This is a genomic window from Novosphingobium sp. CCH12-A3, assembly GCF_001556015.1.
In the GTDB taxonomy this organism is placed as follows: domain Bacteria; phylum Pseudomonadota; class Alphaproteobacteria; order Sphingomonadales; family Sphingomonadaceae; genus Novosphingobium; species Novosphingobium subterraneum.
The window spans coordinates 1-15,979 of the sequence record NZ_LSIA01000263.1 but is presented as its reverse complement, the minus strand read 5'-3'; the positions used below and the strand labels follow the sequence as shown (position 1 = coordinate 15,979).

The following is a 15,979-nucleotide window of genomic DNA, read 5'->3' as shown; positions in this document are numbered from 1 at the left end:
CGATCAATGAATCACCATCGACACCGAAACTCCATCGGTTTTTGCGGGTGTCCAGCTTTGGATGGAGGAACTTGAGCAACTTGCGATAATGAGCGCCGACTATGCCAAGTTCGAGGCTGCAGGGGCCGTCAACCCGGAGTTGATGAAAGCGGCTGTCATGGGCGCGCTTGAAGAGACTCTCGGCGCAGCCAAGCGCAGCCTCGAGGTTGTGTCTGCGTAAGCCGTCAAGGGTTCGAAAAAGCGGTCAGCTGTTTTGCGTCGAGCCAACCAGGTAATTCCGCCTTGAACCCGGTCATTCGTGCTCAATTTTGACGTCGTCGATTACTGCCGTTCGTTCAGCGCGCTTTGGCGATCACTGAAAGACCTGGGCTGGGGCAAAATCGTCGCGTTCTCGCGACGAGATAAGCGACGGCTTCATTCCCAAACGCTGGCGCTCCTTGCCCCTTAACTTGACAGCGATGCCATCACTTGACGTTATTTCAGCGTTCATTCCAAGACTGAGTTTTCAAATACAGTTAGCTCAAGCGTAAGATGCTATTGCTGGAACAGAGCATCCCTGGCGACTGCGGCGTCATCCGCTGCACTGCCACCGGATACGCCAAGCGCGCCGACGACGCGCCCATCAACGACGATCGGTATGCCGCCGGCAAGCGGAACAACCTCGTCCGAAGACAGCAGGACGGTCCTGCCTGCGATCACTCGGTTCTCGAACTCCGATGTTGGCAGGCGGAAGCGCGCGGCCGAGCGGGCCTTTTGCTGGGCGATGAGGGCCGACGCATAGACGACATCGTCCATCCTGGCGAAGGCGACCAATTCGCCTGAAGGTTCGACAACGGCAAACGCCATCTTGAACTTTCTCGCTGCTGCGAGCTTCATTCCCTTCTCGATCAAGGCCATCGCCTCATCCACGCTGACCGGCACGCCATACGCTGCCGGAATTGCAGTGGAGGGCGGCGCAGATGCAGGAACCTGCGCAGCAGCCTGGGTCACGACAACAAAGGTCAGAGCCGCAAATGTCGCTCGCTTCATGGTATCACTCTCCGAGCAGGCGTGTGAAGGCCATCGAGCCCAATTTCCAGCTGTCTCCTTGCCGCACGTAGACTTCGGTGACCGCGAACGGGTTGACCACCTCGTTGCCTCCGACGACCGCCGTCAGGCGCAGTCTGCTGTAGACGATGACGGTATCGCCGATCCGTTCGGCGGACGTCTCGCTTATGTCGGCATGCTTGTACTGAATCTGTCCGGAACGGACGACGTCGAGTTCGCTCTTGCAATCAAGGGTCGCACCCATGTGCACGAAGCGGGCGGACGGATGGAACAGCGCTGCCAACTCGGCCACGTTGCGATCGGCCATCCACAGCCACTTCTGGCGTGACAGTTCGATCACGCTCTGCATCTCGGTCGAAACGGTAGATTGGGGTGTTCCGGTCATGGCGTGAAGTCCTGTTGGTTGGAGAAGGCCCGCAAGGGCTACAACGGCAATCATGCCTTTGGCGCGCAGGGTCATTGTCCTTTCCTCAGCGACGGGGCGGCGCTTCCACGCCCGAATAGGCAAGGACCGCGTCCGGTAACCGCTGCCCTGCGACCTCGATCGCACGGACTGAGGCATTGAGCTCTGCCAGTTCGGCTGATGTGAAACGGACCTTCGTTGCACCGACGTTCTGGACCATGTGGGCCGCATTGGTCGTCCCCGGGATCGGGACGATCCATGGTTTCTGCGCCATCAGCCAGGCGAGCGCGATCTGGCCGGGCGCGGCCTGCTTGCGCTCAGCCCATGACTTCACCAGCGTCACCAGTTGCAGGTTGTGCGGCAAGTTGTCAGGCGAGAAGCGGCTTTCGATGCCGCGGATGTCGCCTTGGGCAAAGCGGGTGGCGGCATCGATCCAGCCTGTCAGGAGCTGGACGCCCAGTGGGCTCCACGGAACGAAGCCGATGCCCAGTTCCTCGCACAACGGCAGAACTTCGCGCTCAGGTCCGCGCCAAAGCATTGAATACTCGCTCTGCACAGCGGTCAACGGCAGTTCAGCATGTGCCCGGCGCAACGTGCCAAGCCCCATTTCGCTGAGGCCCCAGTGCCGCACTTTGCCTTGCTGCATCAGCTCTTTCACCGCTCCGGCGACATCCTCGATTGGCACTGCCGGGTCGACGCGATGCTGGTAGAGCAGATCGATCCGGTCCGTCCGCAACCGGCGCAGCATGTTCTCGACAACAAGCTTGATGTGTTCCGGCCTGCTGTTCAGCCCCGGACGGCGCTGGCCGGTCTCCTGATCGATGTTCCAGCCAAACTTCGAGGTAATGACCACATGATCGCGAAAGGGCTGGATCGCCTCGCCCAGAATGCGCTCGCATTCGTGCGGGCCGTATGCTTCGGCGCAATCGAAGAAGGTCACGCCGTTGTCGAAGGCCGAACGCAGAAGAGCGACCTGCTCGGGGCGATAGGGAATCTCGGTGGTGTACTTGCGGAAGTTGTTCTGCACCCCGATGCCAATGCTGGACACTTCGAGCTTGCCCAGCATGCGCGTGCCGACCGATGTGTTCTGGCTTCGTGTCCCTGCCGCCAAAGTGCGCCCCCGGCCTTGTGCCTCGCTGCCGACCAGTGGCAAGGCAGCCAACGCACCTGCTGAGACGAGTAGTCCACGGCGACCGATGCCGGTCCTTTTCACGTCGCCCATAAGCTTCATCCTTCCAGTTTGCGCGTGCCAATCCATTTGACCATTGCCGGATCGCGATGATCGAAGAAGCTGCTGGCTTTCTGATCCAGCGCGGCAATTTCTGCGAAATCTGTCTCGTCCAGTTCAAAGTCGAAGATGGCGAGGTTCTCGACCATGCGGTCGCGACGCACGGTCTTGGGAATGGCGACGATGCCTCGCTGGGTGAGCCAGCGCAGCACGACTTGCGCGATGGTCTTGCCATGCTTGCGGCCGATGGCCGCCAGCGCATCATTCTCAAACAGCCCTTTGCGGCCTTCTGCGAACGGCCCCCAGGCTTGGGTCTGTATCCCATATTCCTGCATGATGGCCTGCGCGTCATGCTGCTGATGAAAGGGGTGGATTTCCACCTGATTGACCGCAGGCTTGATGGAAGTGTGCAGGGCAAAGTCCACCACGCGATCGGGATAGAAGTTGCTTATGCCGATGGCACGAATCCACCCCTCGCGGTGAAGTTCCTCCATCGCCGCCCAAGCACCATAGACGTCACCGTATGGCTGATGGATCAAATAAAGGTCGAGATAGTCGACCTGAAGCTTGTCGAGCGATCGCTGGAAGGCCGCCTTGGCCCCGTCGTAGCTGGCATCCTCGACCCAAAGCTTTGTGGTCAGGAACATATCCTCGCGGCTTACGGCAGATGCCCGTATCGCAGCTCCCACCGCAGCCTCGTTGCCATAGGAAGCCGCGGTATCGATCAGCCGGTATCCAGCATCGATGGCATCGCAGACTGTACGCTCGCACTCTGCAGAATCTGCCACCTGGAATACGCCGAAGCCCAGCAAGGGCATGGCAACGCCATTGTACAACGTCACATCGGGAATGCTGGTGGTCACTTGGCTCGTTCCTTCAGATTGCCTTGAAGGATAAGCCCCCACGATTGCACCGACTAGACAGGGTAAATCGAATGACCCTATGACTTTAGGTCATGAAAGGTGGCAACACGACTACAAGGGACGAACTGGGGGCTCTGGCACTTTTCGCAGTCATCGCCGAGGAGCGCAGCTTCACTCGGGCGGCGCTCAGGCTTGGACTGTCGCAGTCCGCCCTCAGTCATGCGATGCGACGGCTGGAGGCGAAGCTCGGCTTGCAATTGCTGACGCGCACCACCCGCAGTGTCGCCCCGACCGATGCCGGCGAGCGGCTGCTGGAAACGCTGCGCCCAGCGCTCGACGATATTGACGAGAGGATCACCGCTCTTACCGAAATGCGCGCGCGCCCGGCTGGCAACATCCGCATCACGACCTCGGCCCACGCGGCCCGGACAATCCTGTGGCCTGCGATAGACCGCCTGATTGCAGACCATTCCGACCTCAACGTCGAAGTCAACGTGGAAGCCGGTTTCACGGATATCGTCGCCGAGCGCTTCGATGCCTGGGTAAGGCTGGGGCACAGTCTTGAACAGGACATGGTCGCCATGCGCATCGGGCCGAGGCTGCGCATGGCGACCGTGGCGTCGCCGGCCTATCTCGCCGAACAGGGCCGACCGGAAGTGCCACAGGACCTCAGCCGCCATCGCTGCATCAATCTGCGCATGGTCAGCGGCAGCGTCTATGCCTGGGAGTATGAGAAGGCAGGTCGCGAACTAAACATAAAGGTCGGCGGGCAACTGTTGTTCAACGATGTGGACCTGATGGTGGAAGCAGCTCTTTCCGGACATGGGCTGATCCACCTGATCGAGGATCGCGTCCTTCCCCAAATTGCCGAAGGGACGCTGGTGCGCGTGCTGGCAGACTGGTGTGATCCGTTCGACGGATACTATCTCTATTACCCCAGTCGCAGACAGCCGTCGGCAGCATTCAGCCTGCTTCTCGACGCGTTGCGCTTTCGACAGTGAACCTAAATCCACGAGAAGAGAGCGCTTTATGCTCCTATCTCATGACCGCGAAGCGGCAGCGTCAAAGTGCCTGAAATGTTTTGGTCCGCATCCGCGCCGTTAGCGGAGGAGGAGCTTGCACTGAGCTTGCCACATGGCGCTCTGCCGGGAGGCGGGCCAACCGGCTGGGTCGAACGTGGCCTGTATGGCGATGCCGAGCAGGACACTGAGAGCGATTGCGGCCTTACCGTCGGCGTCGTCGATCTCGGGACACACCTGTACCAGCGCTGCACGGATTAGCTCAGTCCCATTGGCGCTCCACCAGCGCTGCTCGATCGCCAGTTCTTCATCGTGATCGGCCAGCGGCCAGTACTGGAGGTAGATCCGCCAGGCGCGGCGCCCCTCCTCGTCTATCGGCAGAAGACTCTCAAGCCGCGACAGCGGGTCTGCGTTGCATTCGGTTGCCAGCGCATCGAAGCGCCCTTGCGCGCTCTCCGCTGCGTGGCGATAGGCCGCCAGCAGCATGGCGCGCTTATTGGCAAAGTAGTGCGTGACAACCGTAGTGCTGTACCCGGCTGCTGCGGCGACCTGCCGAATAGTGGCCGCATCAAGACCGCGCGCCGCGATCAGGTCAGCCGCGATCCGGGCGATCGCATCGCGCTTTTCATCGTGATCCACAGCGGCTGGCATTGACGTTCCTTACTCATCAAGAATGCCGGAGCCAAGGCACCTAGCCAAAGCGCGAGGAAGATGTTTACAACATGTGTTGTACACTTTCTCTCGTGATGGCGCGACTGGGTCCAAGTGGTTTGAGGGTGCTGGGCAATGGCAGCATCGCAGAACGGTGCACCACGTCGGGAGCAAGGTGATGACGCAAGAAGCAGGACAGCAAGCCACCGAGTGGGACCGCGAGGTGGATGTCGTGGTGTTGGGATCGGGCGGCGCGGCGATGACCGCCGCCATCACCGCGCATGACTTCAGTGCCGGAGAGGTGCTGATCCTCGAGAAGAGCGGCATGGTCGGCGGAACCACTGCGATGTCGGGCGGGATGTTGTAGGTGCCGGGCAATCACCACCAGATTGAGGCCGGGATCGAGGAATCTGACGAGGACATCGTTGCCTATATCGACTCGCTCTCTTCAGGGGCCATCGACCCGGACGCGCTGTGGGCATTTATGCGAAACGGGCCCGAGATGGTGCGTTATCTCGCAGAGAGAACACCTGTCCAGCTCCACGCCTTCGTCGATTTTCCCGATTATCAACCCTATGCCCCCGGCGCCCGACCCGACGGTGGACGCTCGCTCGACAATGCTGCCTTCCCCTTCGCAAGTCTTGGCAAGTGGGCGAGCCGGGTAAATCCGAGCAAGATGGCCTATCCGCTGCGCGGCAGCCTGATGGAGGCGACCCGTGGCGAGCTCGACGATGCGACCTTGGCGCAGCGCGAAGCTGACGATTGCCGCGGCCTCGGCCAGGCACTGGCGGGTTCACTGTTCAAGGCCGTGCTCGATCGCGGCATTCCGGTAGAATTTGAGAAGCGAGCTTTGAAACTCATCAAGGCGGACGGCCGCGTAATCGGCATTGTGGCTGAGGATAGCCGTGCCCGACCCTTCCGCGTCCGCGCGCGCCGAGGCGTCGTGATCGCCACCGGTGGGTTCGAGTGGAATGAGACGCTGGTTAAGTCCTTTCTGCGCGGCCCGCTTACGGGTCCTGTCAGCGTGCCAGAGAACGAGGGCGACGGCCTGATCATGGCGATCGAGGCTGGTGCTCAACTCGGCAACATGCAGCATGCCGACTGGATGCAAAGCGTGCTGGAGTTCAAGCCACAACACCGCAATGCAAAGCCCAACTACCTCTTGGGATCGGACGAGCGCGCGAGACCCGGGGCGATCCTTGTCAACCGCGCAGGCAAGCGGTTCGTTAATGAAGCAGCCAACTACAACGCGCTGGGCAAGGCGCTCCATGCCTTCGACGCAGGCACCCATACCTATTCAAACCTGCCCTACTGGTTGATCATAGACCAGCGCTACCGAGACCGATATCCTGCCTTCACAGCTTCGCCGGGCTCGCCGACTCCGCCTTACATGATGGAAGCGCCGACGCTGGCTGAACTCGCCGAGAAGGCAGGTATCGATCCTGTGGGGCTTGAAGCCACGGTGGCGCGTTTTAAACACAATGGTGCGTGCCGGTCACGACGACGACTTCAATCGCGGCGACACTACCTACGACAATTTCTACATGTGGGGCGACATGAGCTACGATCCCCCTTACCGCACGCTCGGGGTGATCGAGCAAGGCCCCTTCTATGCTGTCAAGATGGAGGCGGGCGCACTCGGCACGGCAGGCGGTCCCAAGACCAATGCTGATGCTCAAGTGGTAGATTGGCAAGGTAAGCCAATCCCGGGCCTCTATGCTGCGGGTAACGCCATGGCCGCAGTGCTGGGCGATGTTTATGGCGGCGCCGGCGGGACGCTTGGGCCCGGGATGACCTTCGGCTACATCGCGGGCAAGCACCTCGCAACTTTGCCAATCCAGGAGGGCGGCAGTAGCTGATGCCGCACCTTCGACGCTCAATCACCTCGCAAGGTGGCGATCATCACTGCCTTGGTCCACGCCATGTCAAGATCAACGCCCAGATCGTGGTGGCCGATCTCAACGTTGATCCGGAACATTACAAGATTCAGAACCTCGTGGCCCACGTTTAAATGGCGCACTTCGTACATTGCAACGTCACTGATGGAAATCAGGTTACAGCACTTTTGGCTGAAACTGTCGGCTACGACACCCAGCAAGAATCCGCAGTCAACAACGCAATGATCAATGCCGAAACCGAGGCGCGGTAATTGCAGCGGCGGAGAGGCCCAGCTGACTAGCAATTGCCGCCTTGATAGCCGACATTCCGCAGCCTAAATGAAAACCTTGATAGCTGCCGTTAGTTCATGCCTTGGAACAGCCCGGGAAGCGGATCTCCGCGACTTTAGTCGCTAGAGGCTAAACCGGATTTCCCGCTCGGCGATGCCGCGAATGATCGTCGCCCACCGATAGCCCGCGTTACGACGTGGCTCGGCTCGCTCGAACGCCGCGTCGATCGCCGGCTGACTCGCTTGAGGTAGAAGGCTTCTCAAGCGCCCGCGTATGTCGTCACGGCGCGTTTGTGTGACCTCGTCAGCATGTTCGGACCGTCCAAGGACGATGCCGGTTTCAAGCATGCTCCCTTCGCGTTCATCGAGCACCGACGAGGCATGGTTGAGCCGCGTTTCTATCCGCTTGGCGAAAAACTCGACCTCGTCCCAGGATTGCTTGGTCGGCGTACCCTCATAGCATCGACTGCTGATCTCGGCGATTGCGTCGAGGATATGCCGCGCGTCGGCCTCGGGCAGCAATTGGCTTGCTCGGCGTTCAATGATGCGTAGGACGACTGCGACGGTCTCGGGATCAGTGTTCGCCATATAGACGCCGATCTCGCCGAAGGTAAGGTGGACATATTCATTGATGAACGGGCCATAAAATCCGAGTTCGAACGCCGCGAGCATCCGGCCCCGGTCGAACGGAGTATGAGCAGGAAGATGAAACCCGGGAAAAAAGCCCTGGAACACGTCGGGATTTATGGTGAGGCCTGACGTAATATCGTCCCAGAAAAGCATCGAAACGGCGAAATCACCATTCGCGACTCGTTTGTCCGACAAAAGCCGCACTTCTTGCTGCAGCTTGCTGTCGTAGTCGTTGGTCGTGGCGATGTAGAGGGCCGACAGTGTCGGCTGGAAATTTTCCGCGTTTACTATCTCTTCCTCGACGAGCTTTAGCGAGAGCGCAACCTTGTACCGCTTGCACTGGACGCCGACACGGCGGCCGATGCTGTCGGGCCCCCAGATATCGACACCTTGCTGCGCTTGTCCGGGTCTCCCGTTCATTTGGAGATCGGGCGATCCCCAGCTCTGCTTTTGTGCAGCAAGCGTAATTCGCTCGAAATCCTGCCAATTCTTGGGTTTTGATAATTCCATGCCATGCACGTCGGGCATGTGTCGTCCTCATTTGCTAGGCCGTGACGATAGACCGCATCGATATAGGGTGAAATAGCCATGGCAAGGGTAAGCGCGAACTTTGCTGCCAATCGGTGGTACCAATTGAGGCCTCGGTAGCTGCCGTCCGTTCAGGCGCTCCGATTGCCCCTCCCTTTCTCAGGCCAAGGCTTCCGCAGAGCATCCTCGAAACCAGCCCACCAGGCATCGAGAATCCGTTCGAATGTCTGTCTCCGCGCACTACGCAGAAAGGCGATGAACTGGTCATCCGAGGCCTCCCGCAGAATGTCCTTGCGCCGTAACACCCCAACCTCGCGAGTTTCGGTCGCGCAAATCTGTGCGATATCCGTGATGGCTCCGGCGAACCCGAGCGAGAGCGCATCGGTCGCAGCCTCCGATGGCTCCCAGTCGTAGCTCTTCTCGATGCGAAACATCTCTTCGGGCAAATCGCCATGGGCGTAGGCCACGCTCAGATTGCCCCCGAATACCCCGAGCAATTTGCGGTACTCCTGCGAAAGCGGCGGTGCCAACTTTCCGCAAAGGCCCACCTCGATCGATCCCCGGCACAGGACCGCATTACGCAAACAGAACATCTCGAGCTGACCACTCTCAATTTTTGCCTCCATGCCGGCGATCAGGTTTTCAGGGAGGGAGGCCCAATAGTCCAGAACGTCGCGGGGCGCATCGACCTGGCCCCTCTGAAGACCCCGAATCAGGCGGACGAAAAGGGTCAAGCGGGCGAATTGCGACGATCGCTCGGACGCGATGGCGGCCAACCTCTCGCCTCGTGGCAATCGCGTGACGATCCTGCGCAACATCATCAGCATTTCCGTATGCTCAATGAGGCGAGGAAAAAGCGAAAACAGCTCCGCCGCAGAGATTTCTGCTTCTATCGCGAGCGGCGTAGCCAGGATCACGCCAAGAGCGTCCGACTGGGTTTCTTGAAGCTGCTGACGTCGCATATGCAACATCTGCCGCGCATATTTGCTGGTCTGGATCGCATAGCCAGCAGGCGAGCCGTCCTCGCTGATTTTCTGCACAATCTCGATGTCGAGAAAGCGCTCAAACGGCATCTCGGGATCGCGCAGGTTAAGGTGCGACGCCATGTAGTGCGCTTCGACCCAATCGAAGAGCTCCTTCGTTCCGGTTTCGTTCGACAGTTGGGCTAGATGCCCAATCTCATGTCCGGTTATGAACCCAAGGATTACGCGCGCGTCGAGAAGCTGCGGAAGCAGCTCATCAATCATCATCGGACGGTAGACCGAATCTTCGGTCTCATGGTGCCGACAATAGGCCCAAAGACGCTCGTTAGCCCTCTCGCTAATCGAAGCCGAAAGCGCGATGTCGCCGTCGTCATAGAAGGTCTCGGCGGCCCGGATCATAAACTCGATGTAGCTGAAGACTGGCTGCTCCAGCCAAACCGAGCGGCTGAGTAGAAACGACAGTGCGTTCGCCTGTTCAACATCGATGAACGCCACATGGGAGCCGCCATAGCCGATGACGACGCTCGACCATTGCATGGAACTGATTGGCAGAATTTCGACCGGCCGGTCACCGCGCCGATAGTCCGCGTCAAACCGCGCAGCAACCCTCCTGATCGCAGCCCGATCGCGCGCAGTTGATTTAAACGCTGGTCGGCGGCGGAGGTGCTGCTTAATGATGCCCCAATTAGTCCTTGGTATCACTGAGCCGCTTCGCATTCCGCTCGTCGAGGAGCTGCAGCACTTCCTTCATCTTGGAAGGCTTCACATTCTTCATGCGGATCTTCTCACCGTCATACTCATACTCGATTTCGCCCCGCGAAGCGACGAGGTAGCCGATCGCTCCAGTGAAGATTGGCGCCAACGCGGGCGCTAGTTCGACGATCCACTGGACCATCGTGGCGCCATCGAAATTCTCGACCTCGACGGGCTCGGGAAGATCGGCGTCCGGATCGAGCCCCTCAGCAAGCCGCAAATCTTTCCAAAGCTGCTTGAAATGCGGCGCAGCCGTAGTGGGAATTCTCAGGACCAACTCGTTCGAGTCTTCTGTGCTCAATCTGTCCTCCAACGATATTGCACAGGCTATCTGGCCCCAATCATATCGGCAACCTTAACCGCATAACGGTCCGTCATACCCGACACAAAGTCGGTCAGGCCGTGGACGGCGTCATAGGGGTTTTTAAGCGAGGAGAGCGGAAGCCCAAGCGCACGGGCGACCTGGAGATGATAGCCGCTAACCTTATCCGCGTCCCAATCAACGCTCCCAAGGTCATCGAACAGAGGCAGAAGGCCATCAACGATTTTGTAGACGATGTTACGGCCGTATACTTCGAGCTCAGTCTTGCGACGGGCTTTGAAGATGCGGTTTTTCGCGACACCCTTAATCGCTTTGAAGGGATCTTTCACACTTGCCGCGTCAATCAGAGAAATTGGAAATTCTCCGGCCATGATGGCCACATAATTCTCTTTGAAGGCCTCGACACAAGACGCGATGGCGCCGCGGATTGCCAGCGCACGATGGCGAGAAACAGTATCTGCCTCACTCTGTTCTGGATACGCTTTGTTCGAACTCTTAATTAGCCCCTTGAGCAGATCGATAACGAGCTCAGCTTCGAGATCGCCACTAAGATACGCGTCTTCCAGATCCATCACATTGTAGCATACGTCGTCCGCTGCCTCCATGAGGTAGGCCAGCGGATGGCGGGCCCACCAATAACCAAGCAGGTCCAGTTCCGGACCCCGCACCTCGTGAGACGGCAGACCCAATTCTCCCGCGATCGCGGAGAAAGCGGCGACATCATTTTCAAACACACCGTATTTCTTAACGCCGATATAGGGCAGACCATCCACTAACGCGTCGCCAGCATGGGCCCTTACGAACGCCGACACCGGATATTTGGTGAACGCCCCGAGCGACCCGAGTGTCAAGCGCAGACCACCGTCATCCCGATACATCTCAGTTCTAGCTAGGATTCGAAAGCCCTGCGCATTGCCTTCGAACGCTTCAAACTCGGCGCGCTTCCGATCGTCAATATCGGAGAGGATGCCACGATTGTCCGCAAATTTCGCCCTAAACCAAGACGCGATCGCGGTTTCGCCGGAATGACCGAAAGGCGGATTGCCGATGTCGTGTGCCATACAGGCAGTCTGCACAAGACCAGCAATCACTTCGACTTGTTCCGCCGGGACTTCGCCACTCTCTTCAAGCCACGCACCGACCTCAACACCGAGTGAACGTCCAACACTCGCAACCTCAAGGCTATGAATCAGGCGATGATGAATGTGATCATTGTCGTAGAGCGGGTGTACCTGCGTCTTGTTAGCTAGTCGACGAAATGGGGGAGAAAAAAGAATGCGATCGATATCCTGCGCATAAGCAGGGCGGTGTTTATGTGGAATGTAACCTGCATCGTTCAGGCGCTCGAGCTTGAGCAGTTTGCTCCATTCCATCCGAAGTGCATCCTGTCTATCTATACTGAAGCCCGCTATCAGCATACCGGCTCATAGCTGCTCTGACCTATATATTTTGCGCTAGAACCCTACAAGATCGTACCCCGGTGCCACCCCTCCACTTCGATCAAACTGATCGGTTGCTTTCGTCAAAGATTACACCTTTAAATCGGCGCTCATCCGTTCTGGATTGCCCAAATCCGCAACGGACCAAGGTCACGTTCTGGCCTGATCCCGCTGCTTGTCGGCAAACTGCTTCGCCCAACATAGGCCATCCACCAGTTCCATCTGCGCGATCGTCGAGCAGGGAATTTCGAGCAACCTAGCATTGGCGTAGATCACCGCTAGGCAGCGCGCGCGGCTGATCGCGACGTTCAGGCGATTGCGGCTATAGAGAAATTCGATGTTTCGGGGGAGATCGTCACCTGACGAAGTGGCCATCGAGATCAGCACGACCGGCGCTTCTTGACCCTGAAACTTGTCGACTGTTCCAACCCGTGCGCCTTCGGGCAAAGTGCGCCGTAGCAGTTCGACCTGCATATTATAAGGCGACACGACCAATATGTCCTGGGTGCCGATCTCATGGCGTTCGCCGTGCCGATCGGTCCAGGTTGTCCCGAGCAAGGCGCGATAAGTGATCGCAAGCCGTTCGGCTTCCTCTGGAGATCGCTGCGTGCGGCCGTCATGGTCGACTTCGACGAAACGCAGGCCCGTGGCAGCCAGTGCCGCTGGATCTGCCGCTAAATCCACGTTGATGCATTGCCATGTGGTGCTCGCCTCCGCCTTAAGGCGTCCTTCGTAGACAGCGCTGGATATGAAGCCGCAGAGGTCGGGATGCATGCGGCGGGAGATGGGCAGGAATACGCCTTGATCTGCAGGCACAGTCGCATGTCCCTCCAGAAGATGCTCAAGGGCCGATCGACCGCTGTCGCCCGGATGCGTGCCCTTGATCGGCTGCGACAGCTGCATTTGATCGCCGACCAACACAATGTTGCGCGCCGCCGTTCCCATGGCGATTACATTGGCAAGGCTGACCTGTCCGGCCTCGTCGATGAACAGATAATCGAGCGCACTGTCGAGATCCTCGCGGGCGAACAGCCACGCGGTGCCGGCAACGAGCTGATGGTGCGGGAGTACGCCGCTCCCGCTGCCGCCGACGACGTCGTCGATCCAGCCGTCCGAGCAGAGGGTCTGATCGTCATTCGATGATTTCTTTATGCCGCGATAGCGCAGACCGCGCGCGGCCGTCTTCGCTTCGACATCCTTGAGCAGATTGTTGATCGCCTTGTGCGAATTGGAGGCCACCCCGATGCGCTTGCCCGCAGCCAGCAGCGCGACGATCGCTTCCGCCGACGTGTAGGTCTTGCCGGCACCGGGCGGCCCCTGAACGAGCAGATAGCTGTCGTCGAGCAAGCTTAACGCCTCAATCGCGCCAACAGTTGCGTCCATGCCTTCCGGCACGATCGCCTGGCCCGATGGGCGCATGGCGAGCTTGGGGCGATCTCGACGGAGGATCGCAGTGACGGCAGCATAGCGCTTCTCGCCGTTCGCCACGCTCTGGGCATAGCGGTGCACCGCGGCGCGCAATATCTTGTCGCCCACCGGGCCTTCGGGAATGAGCGCGGTGCCGGGCTCGATCGCAGAACGGCTTGGACCGAGCTTCAATTCGATCATGCCCGCATCTTCGTCGAGCGACATGATCTCGCCTGCTGGCTCCAGCGTGCCGGAGCGCAGCGGCTTGTCGCCGACCTTCATCTTGAAGTCCTGCGCTGGAAAGGTGAACGGATGGACGACCGACTTCTTGTCTGCCCATGGGCGCAGCGTGGGGTGAGGCTGGAGGTCGGCCAGACATTCGGCATCGTTAAGGAGCGCATCAGCGTCCATCTCCTGCCGAGCGAACATCGCCCACCAGCTGGGCTTGGCCTCGCGCCGGTGAAATTCGAGCAGGTCGACCAGCAACCGGCGCCAGGGGGCGTCTTCAGCGGCGATCAGTGCCTGCGCCAACCGGCGAGTGCGTTCGTCGGCTTCCTCACGCGCAGCAACCTTTACCGGATCCACGGGGGCCAGGGCCCGCCCCGTAAACCAAGGTGTATCGTCAGGCCGCAGAGACAGAAGCCAGTCACGGCACAGCCGGGTCGAGCGGCAGTCGATTTCGTTATAGTCAGCGATTTCCGTGAGAAGCGCATCGCCGCCCACGCGGCGCCAACGCTCGTAGATCACTATGCTATCGCCAGCCGTCTTGACGGCCCCTTGTCGCCCACCGGGTAGATAGAACGCTTCCAGATTCTTGATCGAATAGCGGGGTTCTGAGGTACGTATGGCTTCCGCCACGACCTTGTAGAGATCCACCAGCCGATCGCCGCGTAGAAGATCATCGACTTCTTGCTCGCGCGTCCCATGATACATGGCGAGGCGCTTGAGTGCCGTCTCTTCATATGACGCATAATGATAGATATGCGCGAGGGGATGGCGCGCCAACCGCGCGGTCATGAAGTCGATCGCCTGTTCGAACGCGATCTTCTCGTTCTCCCGGTCATGCGCCCAGAAGGCGAGGAAGCGATCCTGGCCTTGGTCCAAGGCTACAAGGCCGAACAGATATTCGAGGCCGCCTTCGAACAGCGGGTCGCCTTCCATGTCGAAGAACATGTCGCCCTCGTCCGGCTGCGGCAGCCGCGCGAAGCCGCGCCCCGGCACAGCCTCGAGGCGCTCGATGCGTCCCTCGCCGGTCTGGCGTTGGTGAGCCTGCAGACGCGCCTGGGCCGAGAGTTTCGCGACGGTTCCGGCTTGCATGCCGGGGATTTTCGTGTCGCCGGGCAGAGCCGCAAGGGCGCCTATGCTGTCGATCCCGGCCTGACGCAGCGCTGATCGGTGACTGCGCCCCATGCCGGCAACGATCGAGAGGTGATCCGCCGCTTCCCATTCGGCGGTGCAGCGGTCAGACCAGCGGCAGAATGTGCAATGGCCGCAGGGATCGCCAGCTGAGTTTTCCGGGACAGCGGCTGCGAAGTGCTCGAAGCGATCGCGCGCGATCGAGAAATAATGGATGAGCGATGAGGTGGGCAGCGTGACGATTTCACCGCTGCCCAGCACGACATGCATGGACGGCGGCGCAACTCCCTGCACCGCACGTAGCATATCGGCATAGACGCAGAGTTGGAGCACATGCTTGGGTTTGGCCGAGCGGGCGAGCTTGGTGTCGGCCACGTCGTAGGCGAAGTCGCCGAACGACGAAGAGATATCGTCGCGCTTGAGCAAGAAATCGGAATAGCCATGCCATTGGCCTATCAGAAACGCGCCCTGATAGACGACATCATAGCCCGCTTGCATGGCCTCGAGCGTCGCCTGCGCCCGGCGCTCCAACGTCCCGTCGCTTGAAATCTCGGCTATCGAGCGCCCCGCCGCGCGAAGCGTCTCCAAATAGGCGCGCTCATGCTCGATGCCCTTTTCTTGGAGCAGGACCGCATTTTCATCGTCTGGCGCGAAGCTGGCCGGCGCGACGAGGTTGCCGACATCGAGTACCGTGGCGTGCGCGCAGCCCATGAAGTTCACCAGGTCGCTCGCTGAATAGAGCGTTTGCCCGCCATACCTCAACATCCCTGTTCCTCCCGATACGTCGCAAGATCTGCTCGACTCGTCATGGCATACGAGCATGATGGTGATACACGACAGAAGTTGTCGCTTCCGGAGGGAGGTTATTATTTCTTATCGTAATGCAATTGACTTGCTGACGGTCGCGGCAAGGGCGGCCTCTATGCGAGGGGTCAGTCTGGCGGAGATCGAGGAAATCCTCGAACGAGATTATCGCACGGCGCAGCGCGTGATCCGGGCGCTTGGGCAATGTTTTCCCGAACTGGAGAAAGTGAAGGACGACGAATCGGACAAAGCGCGTTGGAAACTGCCCTATAAATCGGTGGCCCCGTTGCTGGCGCCGACACCCGAGGAAATGGCGGCGCTTTCCCTAGAGCATAATCCGACCGGATAGAATCGCAGGGGGTTCCCAAGGCGCTGGAAA

Annotated in this window: 15 protein-coding genes and 1 pseudogene; 6 read left to right on the top strand and 10 right to left on the bottom strand. The window is 59.5% G+C overall.

Going from position 1 to position 15,979, the window contains the following annotated elements; translation table 11 throughout:
• Window positions 1-88: 88 nt before the first annotated feature.
• Window positions 89-220 carry a hypothetical protein gene (locus AX703_RS28725; RefSeq protein WP_255355094.1) on the top strand — a complete coding sequence of 44 codons (132 nt, stop codon included), beginning with the start codon at window positions 89-91 and terminating at the stop codon, window positions 218-220.
• A gap of 314 nt (window positions 221-534) precedes the next feature.
• Here the strand turns inward: AX703_RS28725 and AX703_RS21125 are convergent, their stop codons facing one another.
• From AX703_RS21125 to AX703_RS21110, 4 genes are all read right to left on the bottom strand, one after another.
• A complete protein-coding gene (locus AX703_RS21125; RefSeq protein ID WP_062346997.1) occupies window positions 535-1,029 on the bottom strand; it encodes a heme-binding protein in 495 nt (164 codons plus the stop codon).
• A 4-nt stretch (window positions 1,030-1,033) separates the two neighbouring features.
• On the bottom strand, window positions 1,034-1,432 hold the full coding sequence (locus AX703_RS21120) for a nuclear transport factor 2 family protein (RefSeq protein WP_062346994.1): 399 nt from the start codon (window positions 1,430-1,432) through the stop codon (window positions 1,034-1,036).
• Between the two features lie 85 nt (window positions 1,433-1,517).
• Entirely contained in the window at window positions 1,518-2,672 is a 1,155-nt protein-coding gene (locus AX703_RS21115; protein WP_062347001.1) for an aldo/keto reductase, read from the bottom strand.
• 5 nt (window positions 2,673-2,677) lie between these two features.
• Window positions 2,678-3,496, bottom strand: coding sequence for an aldo/keto reductase (locus AX703_RS21110; RefSeq protein ID WP_369821045.1), 819 nt, complete (start codon window positions 3,494-3,496; stop codon window positions 2,678-2,680).
• Between the two features lie 137 nt (window positions 3,497-3,633).
• Between AX703_RS21110 and AX703_RS21105 the strand changes: the two genes are divergently transcribed.
• On the top strand, window positions 3,634-4,542 hold the full coding sequence (locus AX703_RS21105; RefSeq protein WP_062346990.1) for a LysR family transcriptional regulator: 909 nt from the start codon (window positions 3,634-3,636) through the stop codon (window positions 4,540-4,542).
• A gap of 99 nt (window positions 4,543-4,641) precedes the next feature.
• Here the strand turns inward: AX703_RS21105 and AX703_RS21100 are convergent, their stop codons facing one another.
• On the bottom strand, window positions 4,642-5,211 hold the full coding sequence (locus tag AX703_RS21100; protein WP_082734722.1) for a TetR/AcrR family transcriptional regulator: 570 nt from the start codon (window positions 5,209-5,211) through the stop codon (window positions 4,642-4,644).
• Window positions 5,212-5,233: 22 nt separating this feature from the next.
• On the opposite strand from AX703_RS21100, the pseudogene AX703_RS21095 reads away from it, so the two are divergent.
• The 3 genes and pseudogenes from AX703_RS21095 to AX703_RS27560 all read left to right on the top strand — a co-directional run bounded on the left by AX703_RS21095 (window position 5,234) and on the right by AX703_RS27560 (window position 7,222).
• Window positions 5,234-6,883, top strand: a pseudogene (locus AX703_RS21095) (FAD-binding protein).
• Window positions 6,768-7,070, top strand: coding sequence for an FAD-binding protein (locus AX703_RS28540; protein ID WP_369821044.1), 303 nt, complete (start codon window positions 6,768-6,770; stop codon window positions 7,068-7,070). The pseudogene AX703_RS21095 and the gene AX703_RS28540 overlap by 116 nt, the downstream one beginning before the upstream one ends.
• Window positions 7,070-7,222 (top strand): hypothetical protein, encoded by a 153-nt coding sequence (locus tag AX703_RS27560; RefSeq protein WP_156452157.1) that lies wholly within the window; start codon window positions 7,070-7,072, stop codon window positions 7,220-7,222. Before AX703_RS28540 ends, AX703_RS27560 begins: the two co-directional genes overlap by 1 nt.
• A gap of 279 nt (window positions 7,223-7,501) precedes the next feature.
• On the opposite strand, the gene AX703_RS21090 is transcribed toward AX703_RS27560, so the two are convergent.
• The 5 genes from AX703_RS21090 to AX703_RS21070 all read right to left on the bottom strand — a co-directional run bounded on the left by AX703_RS21090 (window position 7,502) and on the right by AX703_RS21070 (window position 15,561).
• A complete protein-coding gene (locus AX703_RS21090) occupies window positions 7,502-8,536 on the bottom strand; it encodes a hypothetical protein (RefSeq protein ID WP_062346985.1) in 1,035 nt (344 codons plus the stop codon).
• Between the two features lie 131 nt (window positions 8,537-8,667).
• Window positions 8,668-10,056 (bottom strand): hypothetical protein, encoded by a 1,389-nt coding sequence (locus tag AX703_RS21085; RefSeq protein ID WP_062346983.1) that lies wholly within the window; start codon window positions 10,054-10,056, stop codon window positions 8,668-8,670.
• 148 nt (window positions 10,057-10,204) lie between these two features.
• Window positions 10,205-10,573 (bottom strand): hypothetical protein, encoded by a 369-nt coding sequence (locus AX703_RS21080; RefSeq protein WP_156452156.1) that lies wholly within the window; start codon window positions 10,571-10,573, stop codon window positions 10,205-10,207.
• A gap of 26 nt (window positions 10,574-10,599) precedes the next feature.
• Window positions 10,600-11,967, bottom strand: coding sequence for a dGTP triphosphohydrolase (gene dgt, locus AX703_RS21075; RefSeq protein ID WP_062346999.1), 1,368 nt, complete (start codon window positions 11,965-11,967; stop codon window positions 10,600-10,602).
• A 216-nt stretch (window positions 11,968-12,183) separates the two neighbouring features.
• Window positions 12,184-15,561: a TM0106 family RecB-like putative nuclease gene (locus AX703_RS21070; protein ID WP_062346979.1), complete on the bottom strand. Its 3,378-nt coding sequence runs from the start codon at window positions 15,559-15,561 to the stop codon at window positions 12,184-12,186.
• Between the two features lie 55 nt (window positions 15,562-15,616).
• On the opposite strand from AX703_RS21070, the gene AX703_RS21065 reads away from it, so the two are divergent.
• Complete coding sequence (locus tag AX703_RS21065) at window positions 15,617-15,949, top strand: hypothetical protein (RefSeq protein ID WP_062346977.1); 333 nt, start codon at window positions 15,617-15,619, stop codon at window positions 15,947-15,949.
• The last annotated feature ends 30 nt before the right edge of the window (window positions 15,950-15,979 follow it).